This window comes from Pseudomonas turukhanskensis (genome assembly GCF_027922365.1).
GTDB classification, from domain to species: Bacteria; Pseudomonadota; Gammaproteobacteria; order Pseudomonadales; family Pseudomonadaceae; genus Aquipseudomonas; species Aquipseudomonas turukhanskensis.
This window is the reverse complement of the sequence record NZ_BSFN01000014.1, coordinates 85885-112272: the sequence shown is the minus strand read 5'-3', so window position 1 is coordinate 112272 and position 26388 is coordinate 85885. Positions and strand designations below refer to the sequence as shown.

Genomic DNA, 26388 nt, shown 5'->3' with positions numbered 1-26388 from the left:
TAGACTCTTGACCAAGAACCGCCAACCGCTGCCCCTCAGATGACAGTACTTCAGACTTATTTGCCGCATTGGATGTTTCCGTTATTGCGGAAGAAATCTGTGATAATGCACTGACAAATTCGTCAACCTTAGCTGACTGTTTACATAGATCACTAGACGTACCCTGTGAAACCCTTAAAGCCTCAAGTGCTGAATTAGACAGATCAACTTGTACGTTTTTTATTGATTCAATCAAGGCGCGCACTCCAGCAGCCATAGCCATGACGGATAACTGCATTTTACCTATTTCATCATTTCTCGGTGCAGCACAGTATGTAAGATCACCTTTTGACATGCCATCCATCACATGAATCATTCCAGTCATCGACTCAAGGGTTCTCTTCATAAGAAGATAAATAATGAAAAAGAAGAGACCATTAATTACTACAAAAGTGAAAAATACATAAGATTTAACACGTCGCGAAATATCTGCAAGCTCAACCCCAAAGCGATCAGAGTTATTATACGACCAACTCACAAGCCGTTTCATTTCCTTAATCTGCTCAGAAGAAATCCTATCTTTATAAATACCACTTGCATACTCAACGAACTGCCCAAGCCTTTCTGATGAAGTATCAGAAAGCTCTAGGATCAACCCCTTCCCTAATAATTTTAAAAGAGCTTTGTCACCCTCCCACATACCATTTACAGATACAGTTTGCCTGCGCGCCCTCCGAACCTGCTCCATTATATAAATAATGTTTGCTTCTTTTTTCTGCAACTCATAATGTACATTACTTAAGGCAACAACATGCTCCCTTTCATAATAAGAGAACTCAGTCAACTTATACATTAATCGCATACCAAACAGCGCAACCAAAAACAAAAACACTGCCATAGCAACAATCAATAAAAAACGATGCCGTAGCGAACTATTGATACTCACGCCCCCTCCACCACAAGAAATATAGAGTTAAACAAACACCACAAAAGTTAAATATTTTTATCTCAAAAATAAATTTAACAGCACTCTTTTCAACCTAAAGAATGCTGTTAAATGAACAACAATAAACAATCAGAACATATATGATGCACCGACGCTCAGAATGAAAGGATCAACCTCGATCTTGGTAGAAACAGGCGCCGATCCAAGTGTGCCAGAGACATCAGTTTCAAACGGAATATAGCGTATATCTGAATTTACCATCCATGAGTTACCAAAGTCATACCTAAGGCCGACCTGAACAGCAGGCGCCCATTTGTCTTCGATATCAAATGAAGTCAAGGCGCCATCAGTTTTGTCAAAGAAAAATACCCGCCCGACACCAAGCCCAACATATGGATGAAATCGTTCGAAATTATCGAAATGATATTGGAGTGATAAAATTGCAGGACCATAGTCAACTTCACTGACTCGTTCCAGCGCGGAGATGGAGCCTTCACCTTGAAACTTAGCTCTAGCTGGAACTCCCACAAAAAGATCCAGCGCCACCTTATCAGTAATAAAGTAGGCAATATCAAAAGTAACTGTTGTGTCATTGCCAATGCTTACAGCAGCACTAGGCACAGTAGACCCGCCTACATTTAACGGCCCCAATGTCTCGTCGACATAAACTTTAGACAGGTTTAAGCTTGCAACCCAGTCGCCCTTATTGTAACCAGCTCCTCTCGAATAGGTTTCGCCTGACAACGCGTCGGCGGCACCTAACACAGAACCACTTACCGAAATCCACATTGAGATATTTTTCACAAAAGCTGGACTCATGATGCCTCTCCATTTTTATTATAAAAGTAAACTTATGAAACAAATCACTACCTTTCACAGAGACTGACTTTCAAAAAATCAGCCTGAGTACGCAGCGAAAGTGTCACGCTAGAATATCAGCGTATCTCTCACGCAAACGATTCTTCAGAATTTTACCAGTTCCATTGCGCGGCAACTCATCAACAAATATTACAGCATCAGGAATTTGCCATTTAGCCACTTTTCCTTCGAAATAATAAAGCAAATCATTGTCCGTAAGACTTGAATCTGGGGCTCTGACTACAACAAGAAGCGGACGTTCATCCCACTTTTCGTGCTTTACCGCTATGACTGCAGCATCAACTATCGCTGGATGCGAAATCGCAATACCTTCTAACTCTACTGTACTAATCCACTCGCCACCGGACTTTATGATATCCTTTGCACGATCACAAATCGTCATGAATCCATCGTGATCAATAGTGGCCACATCACCAGTTGGAAACCATCCATTCGACAGGGTTGTACCAATAGTGCTACGAAAATAATCTTTAATAACCCAATGACCTCGAACGATAAGATTGCCTTTGATGACACCATCTTCAGGCAGTGTGGCACCCTCATCATCAACTATCTTGAGTTCGACACCATAAGGTGGACGCCCCTGGGTTTGGCGCAATGCAAGTTTTATATCCAATGGCAAATTCACTTGATGCCCGAGCAGCGTATTTGCCGTACCAAATGGCGAAAGCTCAGTCATACCCCAAGCATGAATAACTTCAATACCATATAGATCGTTAAATTCTTTAATCATAGATGGAGGGCACGCTGAGCCTCCTACAACAGTTCGAGTAAGGCTTTCTGCTTTCGATCCACTTTCTGCTAAGGAGGCTAACAACCCCTGCCAAATAACAGGCACTCCAAGAGCAATACTGACACGTTCCTGGTCAATTAGCTTCGCTAAGCTAGCGCCATCAAGCGCAGGGCCCGGAAGAACTAATTTTGCACCCACCATAGCAGCTGAGTATGGAATACCCCACGCATTTACATGAAACATCGGAACGACTGGTAAAATTGTATCTCGCGCAGACAAATTTAGCGTATCTGGCATTGCAGTCGTCATCGAATGTAGAACTGTGGAGCGGTGTGAGTAAAGTACGCCCTTAGGATTTCCCGTAGTACCCGAAGTATAACAGAGACTAGAAGCCTGACTTTCATCGACATCAGGCCATACATAGTCATCATCACCTTGTCGAATCAGATCTTCGTAGAAAAGCAATCCTGGTATCTTCGCGGAAGCTTGTAAATCTGCACAACCCATCAAGACAAAGGCTTTGGCCGTTGTTAATAGCCCATCCAACTCAGCAATTATAGGCAAGAATGTCTCATCAAAGAATACTACTTCGTCCTCCGCATGATTTATCACATAAGCGATCTGCTCTTTGAATAGCCTAGGGTTGATTGTATGGCACACCATCCCAGCACCTGAAATACCGAAGTAAATCTCAAGATGGCGAACATTGTTCCAGGCAATGGTTGCACAACGATCACTTTGTGTGAGCCCCATTTTTCCTAGTGCGGACGCAAGCTTACGGGCACGCTGTGCCACCCCAGACCAATACGTCCTTGTTACTTCGCCAGAAGTTTCAACAGAAACTACCTCTGTATTACCATGGTATCGCTCAGCATGATCAATAAGTGAACTAATGATCAACTGCTTATGCATCATATTACCAATCATAGCGCGGTTCCAGATCGACGATTAAACATATTTATAGCAGTTACTTCAGTAAAACGCTTGCTCATACATTGAGTGAAAACCAACGCTAAAGCAGTTCTGGCGATAAATTATTGTGTCTAAAATTAATGCTCGCATCCGATGAATCCATATCAATTTTCCGCAAAATTATTTCCGCAGCATTTTCAGCAATCATAATCGTCGGAGCGTTTGTATTCCCGGCGACTAGATTCGGCATAATGGACGCATCAACAACTCTTAGATTTGTTAATCCACGCACTTTCAGGCTTGGATCAACAACTGACGATGGATCTTTACCCATTCTACAAGTACCTACTGGATGATAAATCGTCTCAGCTCTACTACGAATATCTGCAACTATTTCATCATCGCTAGCAACAGCAGGACCAGGGACTATTTCCCGTTTAAAATGCTGAGCCATGGATGGGGCCTTAAAGATAGCGCGGCCAATCTTAATGCCAGCAATCATAGTTTTAATATCTTCAGGGTCACTAAGATAATTGGGAGCAATTAGTGGATCATCCAGAGGGTTAGCACTTTTAAGACCAATCCGCCCTCGACTTTTAGGTAAAAGATCACATATGTGTAGCGTGTAACCATAACCAACAGCTATTTTACGACCGTGATCCTTTAAATAGGTTGGCAGGAAGTGAAACTGAAGATTAGGTCGATCACGTTCAGGAGAGCTTTTCACAAAGCCACCTGACTCTGCCACATTGCTCGTCAGAAACCCCTTACGCTTAAAAATATAGGAAAATAAACCTACAACCGCACGAGGTATAAAAGAGAACGCCACGCCTATCGGTGCTTTGGAATTTGCAGCGCACATCAGAGTAATATCTAAGTGGTCTTGAAGATTTTGTCCAACTTCAGGAAGGTCGTGTACTAGGGTAATGCCATGCTCCTTAAGCTCGGCTGCCGGACCAACTCCAGACAGCATTAAAAGTTGAGGTGTGTTGACCGCACCAAGAGAAAGAATCACCTCACCGCTATTTGTGGTCTTAACCTGATGATTCATATTGCGTTTTATATAAGACACCCCTACTGCCTTACGATTTTCGAAAAGTATTTTTGTAGCATGCGCTTCAGTAATGATATCTAGATTAGGTCGATCAATCGCATCATGCAAGAATGCACGAGCGGAGCTCCAGCGTTGCCCATGCTTTTGGGTTACCTGATAAAAACCTACGCCCTCTTGGTGAGCACCGTTAAAATCACCGTTGAAGCTAATTTTAGCCTCCATACCAGCTTGGACAAATGATTTGCTCAGTGGATTTATATCCTTTAAATCACTAACAACCAATTCTCCGCTCGTACCATGGTAGTTTGATTTATCAAACCGCTGGTTGCGCTCAAGTGTTTTGAACAACTCTAAAGCACGGTTCCATCCCCAATAAGCCCCCCCCGCGCGCTCCCAAGCATGGTAATCATTCTCATGCCCCCGGATATAGACCATCGCATTGATCGAACTTGAACCACCTAGCGTTTTCCCTCGGGGCCAAAATAGACTGCGCTCATTAAGGTGTTGCTGCGGTGCAGTTTGAAATGCCCAGTTAAGTTTTTTACTATTAGAAAGTAAAGCAATACCTAGCGGCATATGAATTAACGGGTTTGTATCTCGCGGCCCTGCCTCAAGTAAGCAAACACGCTTCAACGGATCGGCTGAAAGGCGATTAGCGAGAACACATCCAGCGGATCCAGCACCAACAATTATATAATCATACATATTCATGTTATCCCTAAAAGAAAAATATCGCAGTACCACTTCAGCTCAAGTACCTTACCGTCATGCTAATTAATCGCTTAACCTTTTCCGTATAAGGGGGAAACAACAAGTGTGTAATTGATAACTTATCCTGCAGAGTTGGCTTCTCGTGTGAAAAAGCCTGAAAACCATAAAACCCATGAGCACTGCCAATACCGCTATTATTAACCCCACCAAAAGGAAGATTGGGATGCAAAAATTGAACGACACTTAGATTTATTCCAACTGACCCAGAACTCGTGCGAGCCACAATATCTTGAGCAAATCTTATATCTTCAGAGAAAATATAAAGCGCCAGAGGCTTAGGGTTATCGCGTATCTGATTAACCACATAGTCTATATCATCATATTCAATAATAGGCAGTAATGGACCGAATATTTCCTCTCGCGAAATATCCATCTCCGGAGTTATTTTAGATATTAAAGTTGGCGCTACAAATCTTTCCTGCGCATCAATATCACCTCCCTGTAAAATTTCCGCTCCTTTTGCTTTTGCGTCACCTATGAGATCGTAGAGTCTATTGAAGTGTTGATCACTTACAATCCTACAATAGTCCGGCGATTTCTTTTGCGCCTCAAAATCTTTTCCATAAACCCGCATAATTTCTTTTATGATGATTTTATTAAAATCATGGGCTATACTTTTGTGCACAAATACATGGTCAGGCGCGATGCATGTCTGTCCATTATTCGAAAACTTTCCCCAGACAATGTTACGAGCAGCTTTTTTTAAGTTTGCTGTCGGGCCAATAATCGTTGGGGACTTTCCGCCTAGCTCCAACGTAACCGAAGCCAGTGTTTTCGCTGCGGCTTGCATTACTAATTTCCCAACTCGCGGGCTACCTGTAAAGAAGATATGGTCAAATGGTAGCGCCAACAGCTCTTGAGAAACAGTGGCGTCGCCCTCCACCACAGCGACTAAATCCGCGGAAAAGGCTTCCCGAATGATAGAGCCTATCAACTGAGCAGTATGCGGGGTCAACTCAGATGGCTTTATAATAACGCTATTGCCAGCTGCCAGCGCAGAGACAAGTGGGCCAAAACTAAGATTGAAGGGATAGTTCCAAGGCGCAATGATTAAACAAACCCCCTTTGGCTCGAAACAAAGTCGTGCTTTGGTGCCCAGCACACTAAGTGCTGCCCTCACCCTTCGTGGCTTCATCCAGGTTTTCAGGTTGTGTTTTACGTGACTTATTTCTTGCAATACCGGAAATATTTCTGTCAGCTTTACCTCGCTCGCCGGCTTACGGAAATCTGCCGCAAGTGCAGCGATAATTTCTGACTCACGCCGCTGAATTATTTCTTTAAGTACATCAAGAGCAGCCATGCGCTCTGCTAAGCTAAGTGTCCCCCGGCGAGCGCTACTTGCCTTTTTTTGCGAATTAAATATTTCAATTATCGAGTTTCTTTCAGTATTTGAACTGTACCCAGCTAGCCCAGTGTGCATATTCATTTTTATTATTTTCCTGAAGAACTTTAAATGTATTAGGCTGATTTTTCTTGATAGAGCACATAGTCTTCTTTAGTGGCCCCGCAATCCGGACAGCACCAGTCATTAGGGATATCCTCAAAACGAGTACCTGGAGCAAATCCCTCGACCTCGTCACCTAACTCCTCGTCATATATATGGCCGCAAGTAATACAGATCCATTTAAGTAATGCTGCTCCGCTCTGTGGTTTAGTTACCTGTGGCTTACTTTGTCCTTCTAGTTTCTGCTCTGCAACTGCAACGTCAAGCGCGCTCTCTACGATCATCGTCGCATTTGATATTCCAGCGTTTACATCAGAACCACCCATTTTATTCAGACCGGATAGAGTACTGCTTGGACTGATATTTACCTCCCCTGCGATCCCCTCAATCATTACAAAATCTAGCTTGTCTCGAACGGCGCAATCTGGACAACACCATTCTTCAGGAATGGCAACCCAAAGAGTATTTGGAGCAAACCCTTCATGCGGCTCACCCTTACTTTCATCATAAATATATTTACAATCTGGACACTTATAGCTAGCCATGTTTATCACCCTATTAATTAACTCCACCCTTAAAGGATGTTCATTATTTTTTTTTCTTTGCGGAAGACCTACGTACAGCTTGCGTTTGGCTTTGCCGCTGATTTATGGTGACCACTTCAAGCTCATCGGCCAAACTTATTTTTTCAGCCTTATTTTTTGGTTCAGGACTGGTCTTTTTGAGATCTAATAAAATATATTCAGCAGCGTGATTTTCATTTTTAACTCCAGGATAGTTGCTCTCTTGTTGTACGAGCTCGCACTGCGGATCCCAAATTATCTTAAAGTCAACTTTGTCTCGAACGGCACAGTCTGGGCAGGCCCAATCTTCGGGAATTTCATCCCACGTAGTACTGGGCTTAAACCCTTCGTGCGGCTCCCCTCTACATTCATCATAGATATACTGACAGTCTGGACACTGGTACTTAGCCATTATTCCCCCTCTTGTAGAGCCTGTGTTCGAGGTCCGTCGACCTGCGTATACACAGCACAAGCCAAACTCTCGAAAATACTGTTATCGGGTGCTGCCGACAGATTCAAAAACCTAAACCTGCCGGCACTTTCAACTGTAGAACTGACCATCAAGGCATCTATTACACCGTTGCTTTTGCGCCTTGATTATCACTAGCCTCAACATGAGCAAATTTCTTCATGTACTCTGCACGCATTGAGTCGTCAATTTGAATCTTGCTCAGGTCGCCATTTGCCCAATTCACCACTTTAGGATCCATGACCGACCGAAACCACTGAGGGATCATTGCCATGAGAAATACACCGGGGTAACCAGTCGGGAGTGCAGGTAGGCCTGGGAAATCACGTAATGATTGGTATGAACGAGTTGGGTGCGCGTGATGGTCAGAGTGACGCTGAAGGTGGAACAGAACTAGATTCGAGACGATGTGATTACTGTTCCAAGAGTGATGTGGCTTTTGATGTTCATATCGCCCATCTGCCATTCTTTCACGCAGCAAACCGTAATGTTCAATATAGTTGGCGCTGGTCAACTGCCACCATCCAAAGGCCAACTGGATTGGAAGAAACACCAGCATTTTCGGACCAAAGAAAGCAAGGAGGAGAGTGTAGAGGATAACGGTGATAACCATTGGTTGGAGAATCTCGTTCTCTAAGCTCCAAACGCTTTGCCCGCGGCGCGAAAGGCGTTGCTCCTCAAGTCCCCACGCACGGCGAAACGCCCCTGGAATTTCACGGGTCGAAAATTTATAAATATTTTCCCCCATACGTGACGTCGCAGGATCCATCGGTGTAGCAACATCACGGTGATGGCCTTTATTGTGCTCAATAAAGAAATGTCCGTACCCCACAACAGCCAGAACAATTTTCGCCATCCAACGATCAAATGCTTCTTTTTTGTGACCCAACTCATGACCAGTATTAAGTGCTAGACCATTCACGATGCCCAGTGACAAGGCTAGCGCGCCGATTTCGAACCACGACATAGGCTGAGTCCCGACCCACCAAGCAGACACGATTAGTGCTGCGTAATGCATTGGAACTGTTAGATAGGTTAAAATCCGATAGTAACGTTCCTTCTCCAGCTTCTCGACTACCTCTTCAGGTGGATTGTTAAAGTCCTCACCGAATGCCGCATCAAGCAATGGAAGAAACCCGTACCATACAGCTAGGACTAGACCATAAAAAACACCCCACCCTGTCTCATTGGCAAGCCAGATCCCAATCATCGGAGTTGCCGGCCAGAGAGTTGAAAGCATCCAAAAATATTTCTTTTTGTCCACGTATTCTGGAACTAAATCCAGAACGTTATTTTTTTCAATCATTTTTATTCTCCTATTTTTCAATAAGTCTTTGCGAGCACCACACAGCCTGGCTCCTACCCCAACAGGTAAATATCAGCCACCTCCGCCCACATCTGACATGGTCAAAATCGCACCCACCCTAGCTCGCCTCAACTACCCATTGGTGTAGTTCTTTGGGTCACGGTAGGAATGGCAGTCACCTGCCCACCCCCGCACAGACTGTTGCGGCCAACGAATTCTGGACACTGGTTTAGGGCCTGTTGCCGCTGACCGAAAACTGACCAGTAGGGGCTGTTCTGCCGACTGAAAACTGACCGGTCGCTATAGGCCATCGACGTATTTGGTGGTCAGCAACATCGCTAAAACGCTGGGGCTGGCCATGCTCTTTTCGATCAGTTGCACCGGTTTTTCAGCAGTGACCAGCGCGGTTTCACAGCCACGGCAGGCGTAGACCTTACGCACATGTTTGATCACGCAGATTTTCATCGGCACGGTAAGCGTCCAGCCGCCCCCCTTTACTCAGGTTGAGGAGCCGAGTGGCAATAGCTCATCGATTCGGCTGTTGGGCCAGGTGGGCAGCTTCTCCAGCGTATCCTTGAGCCAGGCGGCGGGCTCGATGCCATTCAGTTTGGCAGTGGCCAGCAGGCTCTGGATGGCTGCGGCGCGACGGCCGGCGCGCTCTGAACCAGTAAACAGCCAATTTTTGCGGTTCTGCCAAGATTGGCATAATAAGAATTATCCGCAGTCGGAAATTATGCTCAGTTCGCCCGTGCCCGGTTTCGTGATCGCATAGTCCACCTGCTGTCCGGGTCTCCCGGCGCGTTTCGGACACGCCATAATTTTCGGTGGTTTTCTGTAGAGCCCGTCCCCCTCTACAGGAGCACACCATGCCTACGGATCAATACCTGGCGAGACTTTCTTGCCGCAACGAGCTCAACGACAGCCCGCTCAGCGCCACGGTCGTTCCTTACCTCGAAGCCCTACTTGTCCAGCGCTACGCTAAGCGCACGATCGGCCTCTATCTGCATGCTCTGGCCCACTTCGGCCAGTGGATGAAGGCCAAAGCGCTGTGTGTGGAGAGCATTGACGCAGTGCTCACCGAGCGCTTCGTACGCGAGCATTTACCTGCCTGTACCTGTTCTATGTCGCTGCATTCCGGCACGGTCAATACCCGGGCGGCACTCCGGCACTTGCTGAAGCTGCTGGCACAACGGCGACCAGTGAAATCATCCACAGATGATCCGATCACAACTGAGCTTGACCGGTTTGGCGATTATCTTCAGAACATCTGCGGCGTGGCCCCCCAAACAAATGCTCGTCGATGCAAAGACGTCGGGGCACTTCTCGCTAACTGCTTCGGAGCCGAGCCGCTTGTCCTATCGCCACTGTCCGTTGCCCAGATTGATGCATTTGTAGCTACCTTGATCCCGCGCTTGCGACCGGCCTCGCTGCGGGCAGGGTGCAACAGTTTGCGTAGCTATTTTCGTTTCCGTGCCTTGCTGGGGGAGTCGACCGACGCACTCTCGGCTAGCCTCCCGAGAGTCGCGGACTGGCGGCATGCCACCTTGCCCAAGGCGCTCTCGGACGCCCAGTTGGCGGCGTTTCTCAAGGCGTTCGATTGCTCAAATCCGGTCGAACTGCGTGATTACGCCATCGCACGCTGCCTGCTTGACCTCGGCTTGCGTGGCGATGAAGTGGCCCACCTGACACTGCAATCGGTCGACTGGCGCAACGGCACGCTTACGATCGGCACTAGCAAGAGCAAACGCGTGCAGCAATTGCCCCTTCCAGTGCCCGCCGGTGAGGCGATTGCCCGCTATCAAGGGTTGTAACTGCGCGCCGCACTGGATCACCCAGCGCGCCAAGGTCTGCCGGGGGATGTCGATGCCGTGGCGGCTGAGCATCTTTTCGAAGCGATACAGCGGAATTGCGTCGACATACTTGGTGCTCAGCAACATCGCCAGCACGCTGGGGCTGGCCAGGCTTTTTTCGATCAGCTGGGCCGGTTTGTCGGCAGTGACCGGCGCTGCTTCGCAGGCCTTGCAGGCGTAGGTTTTGCGGATATGGCGGATCACCCGCACCTGCATCGGGATGATCTCCAACTGTTCGCTGGTTTCTTCACCGATGGGCTGCTTGCGGCAGCCGCACTCGCAGGTCAGTTCGTGTTCGGGCAGTTCGTGGACGACTTCGACGCGAGGCAGTTCAGCCGGCAACGGCTTGCGCTTGCCACGGCGCTTGGCCGGCGCGACGACCTCTTCCTCGATCTCTTCGGTAGCGGCTTCAGGCGCGGCTTCGGCCAGGCTTTCGGCCTCGTTGAAGAACTCCAGCTGCTGCGAATCCGGGTCGGCACTCTGCTCGGATTTACGGCCGAACAGGCGCTGGATCAGCAGCGCGTTCTGTTCGCGTAGGTGCTCGATCTGTCCGTCCTTGTCCTTGGCCAATTCCTGCGCCGACGACAGCACCTCCGCGAGCAGTTGCTTGAGTGCGACGGGGTCGTCAGGAAGGGTTTCGGGCACAGAAATCATGCCGTGGATTATACCGACTCAGGTGACGAAACGTGGCGTCAGCACCTTGTGCGGTTGGTTACCCCAGAGGTCGATCCCCTCCAGTAGCTGGTTCAGTTCCCGAACAGTCAGCTCGATGGCTTCGTCACCCGCATCCGGTTTGGTCTTGAACCGCTCGGCCTCCAAGCGCTTGAGCCACAGACAGAAGCCGTTGCGATGCCAGTACAGAATTTTCACTTGGCTGCGCGTGCGGTTGAGAAAGACGAATAGCACCGGGTCGAACACCGCAACCTTGATATCCAGCTCGACCAGGGCCGCCAGACCGTTTATGGATTTACGGAAATCGACCGGCTTGGGGTAGAGGTAAACGGCTTTGACCTTGGGATCGGGACGCATCATGAGCTGGCTCCAGAAAGAAATCGGGAGCTCAGCATCGGCGGGCTATCGGTTCATTTGAAGGTGGGGTTTATGGAGCGCTTACACTGGAGCCGGCTTGAACGCTACATCGAGGCCGGACACCTGCCGATCGACAACAACGCTGCCGAGCGGGCCATCCGGCCCTTCGTCATCGGCCGCAATTATCCGCAGTCGGAAATTATGTCGGGTATGCAGCAGTGGATGGCGGCGCGCCTGGCCGCCAACCACTGCCGACTTTGCATAATTTCAGAGACTTTCCAGAAACTTCAGCAGGGCGTCAGTCGGACGATAGCGCGTGCGCTTGGTTTCGGGTGGGCCGATGGTGGCAAGCGCACGTTCCTTCATGGCCAGGTCAGCCTCAACATAACCGTGGGTGGTGACCGGGCTTTCGTGGCCCAACCATAGCGCGATGACGGTGATGTCCACTCCGGCCTGCAGAAGGTGCATGGCCGTCGTATGCCGCCTATGTCGCTGAAGACATAGACGGCACTATCTACCCTTCCTGACTATGTCTTGTCCTGTTATCAGCTCCTGATTTATCAAGTACTTGCGGCAGCCTAGAGAAAGATAATCTGGACTCCTCTCAGCAACCCCCGTCATTCGGGGAGAGGAGTCGATCATGACCTACTTCATCCATGAGCAAGTCGTTTTATCGCGGCTGCCTGAAGGGCCTGTGGCGGCACACCTTGCGTCATTTGCGAACTTCGTGGGCGAACAGGGGTACCGCGCCTTTTCGCTGAGGCGGCACGTCCGGATCGCTGCAGGTTTCAGTCGATGGCTAGGGCAAAGCGGAATCCAGGTGCAAAGCATCTGCAGTGCGCACGCTGTTGAGTATTTACGTGATCGCACCCGGCATCTGCGCCCTGGTCGCGGTGATACGGCGGTGCTGCAACACCTCATTACCTTTCTGCGTGGTGAAGGCGTGATTCCCAAGGAGAAGGTCGAGCCCGCCCGACTGACCGCAGTTGAGCGCTGTGCCCAAGACTATGCGCAGTATTTGTGCGAAGCACGTGGTTTGGTCACGGCAACGATCATCAACTACGTGCCGTTCGTCCGGGATTTTCTTAAGCACCAGTTTGGCGAGGGCCCCGCCTTCATCTCCAGGTCGATCTCGGCGTAAACATTGGTGGTGTCCAGCGAAGCGTGCCCAAGCCATCCCCGGATCGTGTTGATGTCAACGCCGGCACGAAGCAGATGGCAGGCTGTTGTATGGCGAATGGTGTGTGGACTGACCCGCTTGTTGGCCATCGAGGGCGCGCTAACTTGTGCCTTGCGCGCGCTGCGTTCGACCAAGGTGTGGATGCCGAAGCGGGTGATCGCGCAACCGCGGCGGTTGAGGAACACCGGTTCGACACCGGCGCGCTCGCCGATCAGCTCGCCAAGCGCGCGCAGGGTGCGCGGCCACAGCGGACAGTGCCGCACCTTCCCGCCTTTGCCCAGGATGCGAACCGACGAGGCGGCGACGTTGATGTCCCGGATCTGCAGTTTGGCGGCCTCGTCTGCGCGCGCGCCCGAATTGTAGAGAAACAGGAGCAGCACGTACTCCCGGCTTCCTTGGGCAGTACGGCGATCAGGCGCGGCAAGCAGTGCATCCATTTCCGGTTGATCGAGATAGGCGATGGCTGCGCGCGTCGTCCTCTTGAACGGCAGTAAACGAATCTGCCCACACCAGGCGATGTGTTCCAGGCTGTGTTCGCCCACGAAACGGGCAAAGGCGTGAATCGCGGCGAGCCGCTGGTTGCGGGTCGGAATCGCGCAGTGCCGGGAAGTCTCGAGGTCAGTCAGAAATTGGCGGACAAGATCGACCGAGAGATCCAGGACGGTCAGTCGATCGACGGACCGGTTAAGTTCGCGGGCGGCGAACGGCAGGAGCAGGCTGAGTGCGTCGCGATAGCTGAGTTGCGTATTGCGTGCGAGGTTCCGCTCGCCAACCAGGTGCTCCAGCAGAAAGCGTCGGATCCAGGGTCCGAGCAGCAAGACGTCAGTCATGATGTCCTCCCATGGCGTAGCGTTCGAAGCGCTCGCTCGCCTCGCCGAGTAACTCCGGAGTCAGCGTCAGATACCGTTGAGTCGCGGCGATATTGACGTGGCCAAGGTAGGTAGCCAGATGCGGCAAGAGACGTTGCACGTCAGCGCCGGCGCGATACCAAGACACCAGCCGATGAACGGCAAAGGTATGCCTTATGTCATGCAACCTCGGCTGATAGCGAGCATCATCGTGACGCAGCACGTTCGCATGCTGCCGCAGCCGGCAGAAGGTGCCTTCGGCCGCCGCCCGTGAAACGGCGGTCCCCGTGCGCGAAACGATGAATCGCGAGTCGGCGGCCCGATCGCCTGGGCGTCGAGCCAGATACTGACTCAGGATCCCTTGCAGATCCGGGCCGATCGGCAACAACCGGGTCTTATAGAACTTGCTCTCGCGAACCACCAAGAACGCACGATCCAGATCGACGTCCGCCAGTGTGAGCGACAGCGCTTCGCTGATCCGCAGACCTGTGCCATAAAGCAGCAGGAGAAGTGTTCGGCAGGTGGCGGCCGTCATGGCACCGCGCGAATGCTCGCACGATTCAGTGGCATCCAGGAGCCGCTTGAGTTCGGCAAGCGAGAAGATGTAGGGGACAAAGTGCTGAGACGGCTTCGGCACGGTCCTCGGCAGCGGCGAGTTGGTCACGTATCCGCGGGCGACCGCGAAGCGATAGAAACCGGCCAGCACCTCGTGCTTGCGTTGCCAGAAGCGGGTGACGGGGCCCGTACCGGCCAGGAAGGCACGGACCGGATCCGGCTCGATCTGGGCAAGGTCGGTCTCCCCGAGCCACTGGCAGAACGATTTCAGCGTTCGCCGCTCGGTGTGAAACCGCATCCCCATTGACTGTTTATGTTCAACGTATCGGGCAACAGCGTCCGCGAGTTTCATAGCAGATCTCCCAGATTGAACTGCGCGACTTCACGCAACCCAACGACATCGACCTTGGCGTAGGTCCGAGTTGCATCGGCGCTGCGGTGGCCCAAATGATCGCCAATTTCCTTCAGCGACAGCCCTTGGGCTACGAGACGCCCGGCACAGGCGTGGCGCAGCGCATGCGGTCCCCGCCGCAGGCTCCGAATCCCGAGTGTTTCCAGGCGGCTTCTGACCACGTGATACAGGCCACTGGCGGAGAGCGCTCGAAACGGTGCACGCAAGGTCAGGAAGATTTCACGACAAGGACTGTGCGGCCGGATCTGCTCCACGTAGCGCAGGATCGCCTCACCCACTGACGGCAGGAGGGGATACGCCTGGCGGTGCCGCTGCTTCGGGCGTGACAGGTCAATCCGGTCCTCGGTCCAGTTCACGTCATCGAGACGAAGCCCCGCCACTTCACCGCTGCGAAACCCGTAGATGGCGAACAACATCAGGATCGTCGTGTCGCGGATGTCGCGAGCGCAATCTCCACGGGCGTCACCGATCAGGCGTTGGACATCGGCCCAGTCCGGTCCAACCGGAAGCCCTTCGTCCTTGAACACGCGCGGACCCGCAATGCCGGCGGCAATGCCGAGGGCACACCAGCCCCGTTGCTCGGCGTAGCGAAAGAACGATCGCAAGGCGGCTGCACAAGTGGCGACGGAAACTCGCTTCCAGCCCTCCTTGCCTCGACGTTGCAAAAAGGCATCCACATCCTCAACCGTCACCTCACCAAGGGCGCGGTCCTGCGCTCTGAGCCCATTGAGGAACGCCTCGGTATGCCAGCAGCGACTCTTTATCGTATGCGAGGACAAGCCCCGAGCCTCCGACAAATCTGCGGCAAAGGACTCAATCAGTGCCGTATGAGCCGTTCGTATCGGCTCAGACGCCGCCAGGCGTCCCAGGAAGCGCAGCCAGTTGGTGGCAGTCCGAACGAACAGTTCCGATGACCACCGGGAGCCCGTGCTGCGGCCTCGTCGTCGCTGCAAATCGCCCCAGCAACCTGCCGCCGCCTCGATTTGCAGGGGAGTGACCGGCTCCTGTGCGCCGACATCGACGTGCCGGGCGATCACCAACAGCTCACGTGCCACCCGAAGCAGAGTGCCGTGTGCCATTCCTTGATCGGCACAGTGCTGAAGAAATTTTTCCCGGTCTTCGGCCAACGGCCCTTCTCGATGGCGCGCTAACACAGCAGGGTATTTGAATAAGAGCTCGAACATGATCGGATCTCCTGTTTCAACAAGGGAGATCCCACCATAGCCACCACCGATTTATGTGGCGTAGAAAACGGCCATCACCAAGGGTGGCAATACTTCCCCGCCCGGGCGCCACATAACCGGGCGCTCTTTTGGTATGCGCCGATCTTGACGCCCCGGTGCCGTAGGTAGCTGTACAGCGTGCTCTTGGAGATGTGCAGCTTCTCGCCGATGGCGCTGACGCTCAGTCGGCCCTCGCGGTACAGAGTTTCCGCAGCCATGGCGGTGGCCTCGGCTTTGGCTGGCAGGCCCTTGGGACGTCCGCCGATTCGGCCCCGCGCCCGTGCGGCCGACAAACCCGCCTGGGTGCGTTCGCGGATCAGCTCGCGCTCGAACTCGGCCAGGGAGGCGAACAGGTTGAACACCAGGCGACCTTGGGCGTGGGTGGTGTCGATTGGGTCATTCAGGCTCTGCAAGCCGACCTTACGCTCTGCCAGCTCGCCGACCAGTTCGACCAGGTGCTTGAGCGAGCGCCCCAAGCGATCCAGCTTCCAGATCACCACGGCATCGCCCGCCCGTACGTTGGCCAGCAGCTTGTCCAGCTCCGGCCGGGCGCTTTTCGCGCCGCTGGCGATGTCTTGGTAGATGCGTTCGCACCCTGCCTGTTTCAGGGCATCGACCTGGAGGTCGGCTTTCTGATCCCGAGTGCTCACCCGTGCATAACCGATCTTCATCAAAAGTACCGTTTACTCGACTGCGTTAGTGATAGTAGAACTTTGATAAAGCGTACCAGTTATTTGAACCGTAGCGCGGGGAGGTTAACGAACCGAGCCATTCCTCGATAGAGTTCGGCAAAACCTTCGTTTTGTCGAACCATTGCATCGCCCTTTGCGATTGGCGTATAAACACACAAACACCTATTAGCGGAGAACGCCATGAATACCATTCGCTGGAATGTCGCCGTCTCGGCCGACACCGACCAGTCGCTTCGGATGTTTCTGGCCAGCCAGGGCGGTGGCCGGAAAGGCGACTTGTCGCGCTTCATCGAAGAGGCAGTACGCGCCCACATCCTGGAACTGAGCGCAGAGCAGGCCAAGGCCGCCAATGCCCATCTGAGCGAGGCAGAATTGACCGACGCGGTTGACGAAGCACTCGCCTGGGCACGTAAGCGCTGATGCGGGTCGTGTTGGATACCAACATCCTGTTCAGCGCCCTGATCTCGCCGCATGGCGCGCCCGATGCGATCTACCGTGCCTGGCGCGCCTCGCGTTTCGAGGTGGTGACCTCGCGGATGCAGCTCGATGAAATTCGCCGGGCCAGCCGCTACCCCAAGCTCCAGGCCATTCTTCAGCCCGCCAAAGTGGGAGCCATGATCAATAACCTGCAACGGGCTGTGGTACTGGAGCGTTTGACCATCGAGGTCGAAGCCGATGATCCGGATGACTCGTTTCTGCTGGCCATGGCCTTGGCAGGCGATGCGGACTACCTGGTGACCGGTGATCGCCGCGCTGGCCTGCTGCAACGCGGGCACATCGAGCGCACGCGGATCGTCACGCCCGCCGTGTTCTGCGCCGAGGTGCTGTGATCGATGCCGGTCGGTTTTCTGACTCAGGAGCAACGCGACGGTTTTGGCCGCTATGTCGATGCCCCCAGCCGTGAAGAACTGGAACGTTACTTCCACCTGAGCGATGAAGACCGTGAAGCCGTCCAGGTGCTGCGGGGTAACCATAACCGCCTGGGTTATGCAGTTCTGCTGACCACCGTCCGCTTCGTGGGCGTTTTGCCGGACAAGCCCACCGCCGTGCCAGTGGAAGTCCTACATGTGCTTTGTCGCCAGCTGGTAATCGCCGATCCTGACTGCCTTCAGCGCTATAGCGATCATCGCCGTTGGATACATGCGGCCGATATCCAAGAACGTTATGGCTATCGCCATTTTACTGACCCTGGTGTCGGCTTCCGCTTGAGTCGTTGGCTCTATGCGCTTTGCTGGACGGGCACCGACCGGCCTGGTGTGCTGTTTGAGCGCGCCTCTACCTGGCTGCTGACCCACAAAGTCCTCCTGCCTGGCGTTTCTCAACTGGAACGCTTCATCGCCCAACTGCGTAGCCGGGTCGAAGAACGCCTCTGGCTCACGCTGGGCCGCAGCGTGACCGAGGAACAGCGACTGCAACTGCAAGACTTGCTGACGGTGGCCGAAGGCAACCGCTATTCCCGGCTGGATCAACTGCGCTCCGGCCCGGTGATGGTCAGTGGCCCCGCGCTGATCCGGTCGCTACGTCGGCTCGATGACGTGCGTGGCATTGGGATCAGCTTGCCGGCGGCGGCGCACATCCCGCCCAGTCGTATCGCGGCCCTGGCCCGCTTCGCCAATACCGCCAAGGTCACGGCCATCAATCGGCTGCCGGCATCGCGGCGGATGGCGACGTTGGTGGCCTTCGCGCTCTGTCTGGAGGCGACGGCGCACGACGACGCCCTGGAGGTTCTGGAAGCGCTGCTGCGCGATCTGTTCAGCAATGCGGAAAAGGCTGACAAGAAGGCGCGCATGCGCAGCCTGAAAGACCTGGATCGGGCGGCCGCGACACTCGCCGCCGCGTGCAAGGTCGTGCTGGATAGCTCGATCAGCGATGACAGCGTGCGCGCCCGGCTGTTTAACGACCTGCCGAGGACTACCCTGGAAAAGGCTCTGGAAGAGGTCAACGCGCTGATCCGTCCGGTCGATGACGTGTACTTCCTCGCACTGGAAGAGCGTTACCGCAGTGTGCGCCGCTTCCTGCCTGATCTGCTCAAGCACATCCGCTTTGGCTTCAGCCCGGCCGGCAAGGGTGTGACCGCCAGCCTCGACTGGTTGCAACTGAACCTGCCCCGTAGGAAACCGGAGGATGATGCGCCGCAGGAGATCGTGGCCAAGGGCTGGCAGAAGCACATCACCCGCGAAGATGGTTCCCTCGACATGGGCGCCTATGTGTTCTGCACGCTCGATGCCCTGCGTACCGCGCTACGCCGCCGCGATGTCTTCGTCTCGCCCAGTTGGCGCTATTCCGATCCGCGCCTCGGCCTGCTCGACGGGGCCGAATGGCTGGCGGCGCGGCCGATCATCTGCCGTTCGCTGGGCCTGACCATCGACGCCGGCACCACCCTGGACGCGCTGAGCGCGGAACTGGATGCGACCTGGCAGGCGGTGGCCGCACGCCTGCCCGACAACCCCGCGATCCAACTGAGCGAGAACACCGAGGGCAAGACCGAACTGTCGCTCGGCGCGCTGGACAAGCTGGACGAGCCCAACTCGTTGCTGCAACTGCGTGCGGCCGTGGCCGACTTGATGCCGCGTGTCGATCTGCCGGAAATCCTCTTGGAAATCGCCGCCCGCACCGGCTTCGCCGAAGCGTTCAGCCATGTGTCCGAACGCAATGCACGGGCCGACAACCTGATCACCAGCCTCTGCGCGGTGCTGCTGGGCGGGGCCTGCAACACCGGCCTGGAACCCTTGATCCGCAACGACAATCCGGCGTTGCGCCGTGACCGACTGTCCTGGGTCAGCCAGAACTATATCCGTGACGACACCCTGTCAGCGGCTAACGCCATTCTGGTGGGTGCGCAAAGCCAACTGGAGCTGGCTCAGGTCTGGGGTGGTGGTGAGGTCGCCTCCGCCGATGGCATGCGCTTCGTCGTGCCGGTGCGCACCGTGCATGCCGGCCCCAACCCGAAGTATTTCGGTACCGGCCGGGGCGTCACCTGGTACAACCTGATTTCCGACCAGTTCTCCGGCCTCAATGCCATCACCGTGCCCGGTACCCTGCGCGACAGCCTGGTACTGCTGGCGGTCGTGCTGGAACAGCAGACCGAATTGCAGCCGACGCAAATCATGACCGACACCGGGGCCTACAGCGATGTGGTGTTCGGGCTGTTCCGCCTGCTTGGCTATCACTTCAGTCCGCGGCTGGCCGATGTCGGCGGTACCCGCTTCTGGCGCACGCGCCCGGACGCGGACTACGGCAAGCTCAACGGGCTGGCCCGCCAGTCGGTCAAACTCGACCTGATCGCCGAACACTGGGACGATCTGCTGCGCTTGGCCGGCTCGCTCAAGCTCGGCCGGGTACCGGCCACCGGCATCATGCGCACCTTGCAAACCGGGGATCGCCCCACTCGATTAGCCCAGGCGCTGGCCGAATTCGGACGGATCGAGAAGACCCTGCACACGCTGACCTACATCGACGACGAGTCCAAGCGCCGCGCCACCCTGACCCAGTTGAACCGGGGTGAAGGTCGGCACAGCTTGGCCCGCGCCGTGTTCCACGGCAAACGCGGCGAGCTACGTCAGCGCTACCGCGAAGGCCAGGAAGACCAGCTCGGCGCTCTGGGCCTGGTGGTGAACATCATCGTGCTGTGGAATACCCTCTACATGACAGCGGCCGTGGAACGCCTCAAGCAGCACGGCTACCCGGTGCTGGAAGAGGATTTGGCCCGGCTATCACCGCTGATCTACGAGCACATCAACATGCTTGGGCGGTATTCGTTCGCGGTGCCGGAAGAAGTCGCGCGCGGCGAACTGCGGCCGCTGCGCAATCCAGACGACGATCTGTGATCTGAACGGGTCTGCGCTTTATGCATCTGCGGGTGCCTATAACCACGGCTGTGTCCCACCAAACTGAGGAGCTGAACGAATGAATTGGAAGGAAGGGCTGCGCCAACCCGGCGTGTTGGCAGCACTGGGTGCTGCCGTACTGTTCGGCGCGGGAACACCGCTGGCGAAACTGCTGTTGAACAGTGTCAGTCCTTGGCTGCTGGCGGGCCTGCTCTACCTTGGCTCAGGGGTGGGGCTAACACTGTACCGGCTCCTGAGCCGCGCCCCAGCGGTTAGTCTACCGCGCCACGAAGTACCGTGGCTCGCCGGCGCGATTGGAGCAGGCGGCATTGTTGGGCCGGTGTTGTTGATGGTGGGGCTGACCGGCATGCCAGCATCGGGCGCATCACTGTTGCTCAACGCCGAGGGCGTGTTCACGGCCCTGCTGGCGTGGTTCGCCTTCAAGGAGAATTTTGACCGCCGCATCGCGCTGGGCATGGTGGCCATCGTGGCCGGTGCGGTCGTGCTGAGCTGGCCGGGTGAAGCCCGCTTCGCCGGCTTGTGGCCTGCACTGGCGATATTAGGTGCCTGCTTCGCCTGGGGTATCGACAACAACCTGACGCGCAAGGTTTCGCTGTCAGACGCCACCTGGATTGCTTCGGTCAAAGGTTTGGTCGCCGGCTCGGTCAACCTCGCCTTGGCCTTCGCGCTAGGCGCGACGTTGCCGCCGTTACCCAACCTGGCCGGCGCGCTGATAGTGGGTTTCCTCGCCTACGGCGTCAGCTTGGCCTTGTTCGTCGTCGGCCTGCGTCATCTCGGTACAGCCCGTACAGGTGCTTACTTCTCTGTAGCGCCGTTCCTGGGGGCGACCCTTGCGGTAGTGATGGGTGATCCGATCACGCTGCCGCTGCTGATCGCCGGAGTGCTAATGGCGCTTGGCATCTGGCTACACCTGACAGAACGCCACGAGCATGAACACAGGCACGAGGCGCTGGAACATGAGCACGAGCATATCCATGACGAACACCATCAACATCTGCACGACGAACCCGTCGAGCCTGGCACGAAGCACCGACATCGGCATCAACACGAGCCGTTGACCCACACGCATCCACACTTCCCAGACTCACACCATCGGCACAACCATTAGATGTGCATGGGGGCTGGCAGCCTTGGCGGCGACTTAAGTGCACTTTCTGTTCCCCGTCGCTCCCAAACTGCGGATTTAGGGCTTACGTTGGTTTTTGGTTCCATTGCTCCCCAAACCCCTAGTTCCGCACGTACGGATCTGTGCGGGGGGCGGCAGGTAACTGCCGTCCCTACCGCGACCCAAACATTTACTGACCAATGCAGGAGAGGTGCGCCCGTAATATGGGCAATAGCTGCCGCGAGATGCTCGCGGCAGCTAAAAATACAAAAATAAGCAGGTGACCTGATCGTTTTTCCGCTTTCAAAATCAGCGGAAGCTGAAGTCAGCCAGAAATGCATGGCTACTTCAGAGGATCCTTAGGATGTCCGATAATCATTGATACTCAGGCATTGTTATACTCTCGCCAAGTAAACCTTGACGTTTCGGTAAATTTATTGTCTCGGTTGCAATCAGTATTTCATTTTTATACGCAAGAACTTCTAGTTCAACAGCTTTTGTATTGGTTGCCACAACGAGTTTGTCGTAATCTTTTAGAGCGCCAAGTCCTTGTAGTGTAATCCCTTTAAGATCAGACCAGAACCGTGGCGGGGTTGGTGTTGGTCTTGACGTTCCACAAATACCGCTTGCGACAATTTGAGCTTGTGTAACAGCATTATGAATTGTTTCTAAACGTACCATTGCCTCAAAAAAAGGGTTCCTTGCTAGTGCGCAGTCGCCGATTGCATATATATTAATATCCGAAGTGCGCATTTGTTCATTAACCACAACACCATTGCTCACTTCAAGGGCTGCCTCAACTGCCAATCCTAGTTCAGGTATAGCGCCGATTCCAACTACAATCAAATCTGTTTGAATTTTTTCGCCACTTGCTAAGACGCATTTATCCACATGGCCATTCATGCCCTTTATGGAGGTTAATTTCGCATTTAACATGAACTCAACTCCTTCAACCTCAAGGCGGGCTCTGACCAAATTGGCTGCTGCTGGCGTTACAACGCGCGCCATTACTCGCGGGGCGGCTTCTATTACTGTAACCTTCTTCCCTAAGCCCACCGCAGCTGAGGCGACTTCAAGCCCGATCACTCCGCCGCCCAACACAACAACAGACGTACTTTCCGCAAGTTTTCTACGTAAATTCTTGGCGTCTTCTATGTTGCGTAAATAGCAAACTCCAGACAATTCAGATCCCTCACAGGTTAACCTGCGCGCGTTAGCACCTGTTGCAAGTATCAATTTATCATATGTGTACTCCTCCCCGTTTTTAGCAGAAACCACCTTGCGCTCCACATTAATTGATACAACCACTGTATTCAACGAAATATTAATGTTGTTGTTTTTATAAAAGTCTTCGGATTTTAGTGGTGTGGATGCCGCAGTTTCGCTTGTCAGAAAAGCCTTGGATAGAGGAGGCCGCTGATAAGGCGCAACAGCCTCATTACTCAAAAGCCTAATTTCCCCTGTATAGCCATATTGACGAAGCCAGAACGCTGCGTTTACTCCAGCTGTCCCGGCGCCAACAATAACAATTTTCATATAATCTCTCCGATATATCTTCCATTGTTTTCACTTAGTGCCAGTCACCTCAGATGAAACTCTGGCGCTCGGCTTCAATTATTGCTTGCGTGCGACTCTTTACATTAAGAAAGGTGAATATTTTCCTCATATGCCATTTTACAGTATCTTCGGTAACATACAGAGCGGCCGCTATTTCTTTGTTCGAATAACCATCCTTTACATATCTCAAGACGCTGATCTGCTTCAGCGTCAAAGACGTACCATCGTTATTCAACGGGGCATTTATAGTGTCCACTATTCTTGACAGGCTCAAATTTGCAATCGTTTGGTCTACGTTAGCTACTGCGAACATTTCACGTGATGCCGGTATTGCTATTTTAATTAAACGCATTTCATCAAGTACTGTTTGAAAACATTGAAGCTGCTTTGCCATTTCCAACGCGTAAGCTATGTTATGCCGGGCTTTATTTAGTGTGCCAGCACCGGCTTGTGCTCCCGCTAAATATAATAATCCGCGGACTTCCAATTGGCCTGCGCCAATTTTTCGGGCTTGATGAATAGCCAATAACGCTCTGTGCGCGGCAAACTTAAAGTTATGAGATTGGGAGGACTCGATTGATCGAAAAAGCATTAGGCGTGCGCGGAGGGGGGGGGAGTGCGGCCCGGAGAAAACTTCTAATTCTTCACATTCTTGTAACTTATCTACATTCGTTACGCCTTGAAAAATTGAGCGCTGACAGATATCAATTTGGCTCATAAATTCTAATCTAGGTAGATTTTTTTCAATCGCATGTGCCTTCGCCCACTCCAAAATCTCAATGGAACCATTGAGGTCATTCCTTCCAAGCCGCCAAGCTGACACAGTGCGGCATACGGAAAAGAACAAGTCTGTCACTCCGTGATTGGCAATGAACTCTAGAATTTTGGTAAGCTTTTCTTCTGATGTGTCCAAATGACCCAGTTCATAATTTATTTCAAGCTCTAGAGCATCCAACATTTTGGAAGTGAACGCGGTCTCATTACTCTGTGTGTCGCTGTCCGTGCGTGCTTGAGTCAAAATTTTCTTCGCCCTGCTAATTTTACCGCTTGCTAGCGCTTGTTGGATCTGGGCGACATTCAGCCAACCAAAAGCAAATTTCTGGTTGGCAAATTTGTTCACGGCTTGAGCTTGGGCCAGCACCTTCTCTAACTCTGCAAACCTATACTCACTGGCAAAGATAAACGCCAAACAGGTCAACGCAGCCCCCTTGCCAACTGCGTTTGAATCCCCAAATAAACTAATCCACTTGTTACAGAGGTCCTCACTCGAAAGCATTTCATCATTCGTTGCTTTACCTATTGCTAACACAAGCTGCGGCCATCCTTTTTCTTGCCATTTGTTTGTTTTATCGGGCCGGAACTGGACAAGTAGATTTTCAAGTAATTTGGTTGCTCGCGCGCCCTGCAGACTGAAAAAACACACCCACGCGTAACCAATAACTATTGTGGGATGTTTGTACAACTCCTTCACCGGCATTTCCGATAGCCACTGTCTTAATGTAAATATTTCGCCCTGGCGAAATGCTAAATCTAAAATTATCTCTTCGCTCAGGCCGACTGCCCAGCGACTGTTATTCTCCCGAAGGGCTATACGTATAGCATACTGGAACTCGCCCCTACGCCAGTGCCAGAAAGCTGCGCGTTTAAGCAGGTAGGATTTTTTAGCAGGATTTTCAGTCCATGTAATACGTTGAAGAAAATCGCGCAATACTGGATGCAATGTAAACTGCGCGGCCTCACCTTTTACCGGACGAAACAACATGTAATCGACACTAAAAAATCTAATAAAATTGGTCGCATTGGTGCATTTGAACACGTAATTGTAGCTGTCATATGTCACGAAATCGAGTAACGAAGAGTTCACAAGAAAAACACGCTGCTGCTCGGAAAGCGCCTCAAATATTTCGTCATTTAAGTAATTATTTACTTCAAATACTTCTGAAATAGACTTGGCTGGAAGTTCACTTTTTAACAAAAGCCCTATAATAGCGGGCCATCCTTCCACCTCTTGTACCAAGGTCTCTATCTGCACCTTAGTAAGTCCAAGAACGGCCTCCGCCTCCGCTAACGCCACCGCCTCGTCTACGGTAAGGGCTAAGTCTTTCTCGGAATATTCCTGCATTGCGCCTGCAAGTTTAAGTTGGGATAGCCCTTTTATCGTATTACCTGCAACTGCAAATCTAATATTTTTTGGTGTTTCTAATATGAATGTTACAATCGCGTGCAGCACCGGGAGGCCCAAGTCATGGCTTATATTATCCAAACAAATCAGCACCTCTATCTCATTGATTGAGGTGTTATTCCAAAGACTGGATGCAAGTTTTCGCAAGAGTGCTGGCTTGCTCTCGTTCTCTCTGACATGACTGAAGTTTACTAGCCCGAAAGTTTCAAGCTGCTCAATAATCTCTGCACAGATGTCAACTTCACTGTAAGAATCTTCTCCTAAAGAAATCCATACTGCAGGATATCCGGTTGTTCTGTGGCGTAGCCATTCGAACGCTAGAGCCACGGTTTTTCCATATCCAGGCGGGGCTCTGTAAAAGCATACTCTGGCCGCAGTTTCATTCGCGCAACTCAATCGGGGTCTATATATGCGACTGTAGACCTTGGCATTTATTAGCGCCTCAACTTTACCCGACCTTGTTTTAGAAATCGGCAAACCATGATTTATTGATCTTATTTTCACTTTACTATTTTGCTCCAGTGGAACAGCGCTCTTCTTATGATATTCCAATTGTTAAATGTATAAACTACACTAAAGTGTAGTAAATATTCTGGATAGTGGGAAATTTACGCACAGCGGTAAATAGCTCGACATGGCAGCTCTTATGACACCCCAACCTATAGTTTCGACAAATCAGCTGACGCGACAAATAGCCTGGCGCGGCAGGTATCGCGCTGCCGTTGTCCGAGTGCAGTACCCAATGTCATCAACTTAAGCCCCCAGCCCTGGCTGGGGCAAGCAAACCCAGGACTTGAGCGCTTGGTTACAGCAGCGCCGTCACCGATTTTTGCTCCCCAATTCAGCGCAGA

General features: G+C 52.6%; 22 protein-coding genes and 4 pseudogenes. 7 read left to right on the top strand and 19 right to left on the bottom strand.

What is annotated here, in order from left to right; genetic code table 11:
• Window positions 1-1054 precede the first annotated feature (1054 nt).
• From PKE98_RS19850 to PKE98_RS19800, 10 genes and pseudogenes are all read right to left on the bottom strand, one after another.
• Window positions 1055-1744: an OmpW/AlkL family protein gene (locus PKE98_RS19850; protein ID WP_271197042.1), complete on the bottom strand. Its 690-nt coding sequence runs from the start codon at window positions 1742-1744 to the stop codon at window positions 1055-1057.
• A 103-nt stretch (window positions 1745-1847) separates the two neighbouring features.
• Window positions 1848-3464 (bottom strand): long-chain-fatty-acid--CoA ligase, encoded by a 1617-nt coding sequence (locus tag PKE98_RS19845; RefSeq protein ID WP_271197041.1) that lies wholly within the window; start codon window positions 3462-3464, stop codon window positions 1848-1850.
• Window positions 3465-3549: 85 nt separating this feature from the next.
• On the bottom strand, window positions 3550-5208 hold the full coding sequence (locus PKE98_RS19840) for a GMC family oxidoreductase (protein ID WP_271197040.1): 1659 nt from the start codon (window positions 5206-5208) through the stop codon (window positions 3550-3552).
• A gap of 40 nt (window positions 5209-5248) precedes the next feature.
• Entirely contained in the window at window positions 5249-6700 is a 1452-nt protein-coding gene (locus PKE98_RS19835; RefSeq protein WP_271197039.1) for an aldehyde dehydrogenase family protein, read from the bottom strand.
• Between the two features lie 32 nt (window positions 6701-6732).
• Window positions 6733-7263: a rubredoxin gene (locus PKE98_RS27220; RefSeq protein ID WP_373877889.1), complete on the bottom strand. Its 531-nt coding sequence runs from the start codon at window positions 7261-7263 to the stop codon at window positions 6733-6735.
• Between the two features lie 43 nt (window positions 7264-7306).
• Complete coding sequence (locus PKE98_RS27215; protein WP_373877888.1) at window positions 7307-7693, bottom strand: rubredoxin; 387 nt, start codon at window positions 7691-7693, stop codon at window positions 7307-7309.
• A 160-nt stretch (window positions 7694-7853) separates the two neighbouring features.
• A complete protein-coding gene (locus tag PKE98_RS19815; protein WP_271197038.1) occupies window positions 7854-9056 on the bottom strand; it encodes an alkane 1-monooxygenase in 1203 nt (400 codons plus the stop codon).
• A gap of 303 nt (window positions 9057-9359) precedes the next feature.
• Window positions 9360-9527 (bottom strand): annotated as a pseudogene (locus PKE98_RS19810) (IS66 family transposase); the annotation flags it as partial.
• 27 nt (window positions 9528-9554) lie between these two features.
• Window positions 9555-9743, bottom strand: a pseudogene (locus PKE98_RS19805) (transposase domain-containing protein); the annotation flags it as partial.
• A gap of 272 nt (window positions 9744-10015) precedes the next feature.
• Entirely contained in the window at window positions 10016-10156 is a 141-nt protein-coding gene (locus tag PKE98_RS19800) for a hypothetical protein (RefSeq protein ID WP_271197052.1), read from the bottom strand.
• A 21-nt stretch (window positions 10157-10177) separates the two neighbouring features.
• Here PKE98_RS19800 and PKE98_RS19795 point away from each other — a divergent pair, with 21 nt between their 5' ends.
• Window positions 10178-10867 (top strand): tyrosine-type recombinase/integrase, encoded by a 690-nt coding sequence (locus tag PKE98_RS19795; protein ID WP_271197051.1) that lies wholly within the window; start codon window positions 10178-10180, stop codon window positions 10865-10867.
• Here the strand turns inward: PKE98_RS19795 and PKE98_RS19790 are convergent.
• Window positions 10853-11560, bottom strand: a pseudogene (locus tag PKE98_RS19790) (transposase); the annotation flags it as partial. The gene PKE98_RS19795 and the pseudogene PKE98_RS19790 sit on opposite strands and share 15 nt — an antisense overlap.
• 18 nt (window positions 11561-11578) lie before the next feature.
• Window positions 11579-11938, bottom strand: coding sequence for an IS66 family insertion sequence element accessory protein TnpB (gene tnpB / locus PKE98_RS19785; protein WP_271197037.1), 360 nt, complete (start codon window positions 11936-11938; stop codon window positions 11579-11581).
• Between the two features lie 81 nt (window positions 11939-12019).
• On the opposite strand from tnpB, the pseudogene PKE98_RS19780 reads away from it, so the two are divergent.
• Window positions 12020-12115: pseudogene (locus tag PKE98_RS19780) on the top strand (IS66 family transposase); the annotation flags it as partial.
• 87 nt (window positions 12116-12202) lie between these two features.
• Here the strand turns inward: PKE98_RS19780 and PKE98_RS19775 are convergent.
• Window positions 12203-12403 carry a site-specific integrase gene (locus PKE98_RS19775; RefSeq protein ID WP_271197036.1) on the bottom strand — a complete coding sequence of 67 codons (201 nt, stop codon included), beginning with the start codon at window positions 12401-12403 and terminating at the stop codon, window positions 12203-12205.
• A gap of 172 nt (window positions 12404-12575) precedes the next feature.
• Here PKE98_RS19775 and PKE98_RS19770 point away from each other — a divergent pair, with 172 nt between their 5' ends.
• A complete protein-coding gene (locus PKE98_RS19770; protein ID WP_271197035.1) occupies window positions 12576-13076 on the top strand; it encodes a hypothetical protein in 501 nt (166 codons plus the stop codon).
• Here PKE98_RS19770 and PKE98_RS19765 read toward each other — a convergent pair.
• The 4 genes from PKE98_RS19765 to PKE98_RS19750 form a co-directional block, all read right to left on the bottom strand.
• Window positions 12995-13945, bottom strand: coding sequence for a tyrosine-type recombinase/integrase (locus tag PKE98_RS19765; protein ID WP_271197034.1), 951 nt, complete (start codon window positions 13943-13945; stop codon window positions 12995-12997). The two genes, PKE98_RS19770 and PKE98_RS19765, sit on opposite strands and share 82 nt — an antisense overlap.
• A complete protein-coding gene (locus tag PKE98_RS19760) occupies window positions 13938-14870 on the bottom strand; it encodes a tyrosine-type recombinase/integrase (RefSeq protein WP_271197033.1) in 933 nt (310 codons plus the stop codon). Before PKE98_RS19760 ends, PKE98_RS19765 begins: the two co-directional genes overlap by 8 nt.
• Window positions 14867-16114 carry a tyrosine-type recombinase/integrase gene (locus PKE98_RS19755; RefSeq protein WP_271197032.1) on the bottom strand — a complete coding sequence of 416 codons (1248 nt, stop codon included), beginning with the start codon at window positions 16112-16114 and terminating at the stop codon, window positions 14867-14869. The genes PKE98_RS19760 and PKE98_RS19755 overlap by 4 nt, the downstream gene beginning before the upstream one ends.
• 74 nt (window positions 16115-16188) lie before the next feature.
• Window positions 16189-16824: a recombinase family protein gene (locus PKE98_RS19750; protein WP_271197031.1), complete on the bottom strand. Its 636-nt coding sequence runs from the start codon at window positions 16822-16824 to the stop codon at window positions 16189-16191.
• A 201-nt stretch (window positions 16825-17025) separates the two neighbouring features.
• On the opposite strand from PKE98_RS19750, the gene PKE98_RS19745 reads away from it, so the two are divergent.
• The 4 genes from PKE98_RS19745 (at window position 17026) to PKE98_RS19730 (ending at window position 21801) form a co-directional block, all read left to right on the top strand.
• On the top strand, window positions 17026-17265 hold the full coding sequence (locus PKE98_RS19745; RefSeq protein WP_039594173.1) for a ribbon-helix-helix domain-containing protein: 240 nt from the start codon (window positions 17026-17028) through the stop codon (window positions 17263-17265).
• Window positions 17265-17675 (top strand): putative toxin-antitoxin system toxin component, PIN family, encoded by a 411-nt coding sequence (locus PKE98_RS19740; protein ID WP_032489630.1) that lies wholly within the window; start codon window positions 17265-17267, stop codon window positions 17673-17675. Before PKE98_RS19745 ends, PKE98_RS19740 begins: the two co-directional genes overlap by 1 nt.
• 3 nt (window positions 17676-17678) lie before the next feature.
• Window positions 17679-20672 (top strand): Tn3 family transposase, encoded by a 2994-nt coding sequence (locus tag PKE98_RS19735; RefSeq protein ID WP_271197030.1) that lies wholly within the window; start codon window positions 17679-17681, stop codon window positions 20670-20672.
• A gap of 79 nt (window positions 20673-20751) precedes the next feature.
• Window positions 20752-21801 (top strand): DMT family transporter, encoded by a 1050-nt coding sequence (locus PKE98_RS19730; RefSeq protein ID WP_271197029.1) that lies wholly within the window; start codon window positions 20752-20754, stop codon window positions 21799-21801.
• A gap of 372 nt (window positions 21802-22173) precedes the next feature.
• Here the strand turns inward: PKE98_RS19730 and PKE98_RS19725 are convergent, their stop codons facing one another.
• Complete coding sequence (locus PKE98_RS19725; protein WP_271197028.1) at window positions 22174-23334, bottom strand: NAD(P)/FAD-dependent oxidoreductase; 1161 nt, start codon at window positions 23332-23334, stop codon at window positions 22174-22176.
• A gap of 49 nt (window positions 23335-23383) precedes the next feature.
• A complete protein-coding gene (locus PKE98_RS19720; RefSeq protein ID WP_271197027.1) occupies window positions 23384-25864 on the bottom strand; it encodes a LuxR C-terminal-related transcriptional regulator in 2481 nt (826 codons plus the stop codon).
• Window positions 25865-26388: the final 524 nt, after the last annotated feature.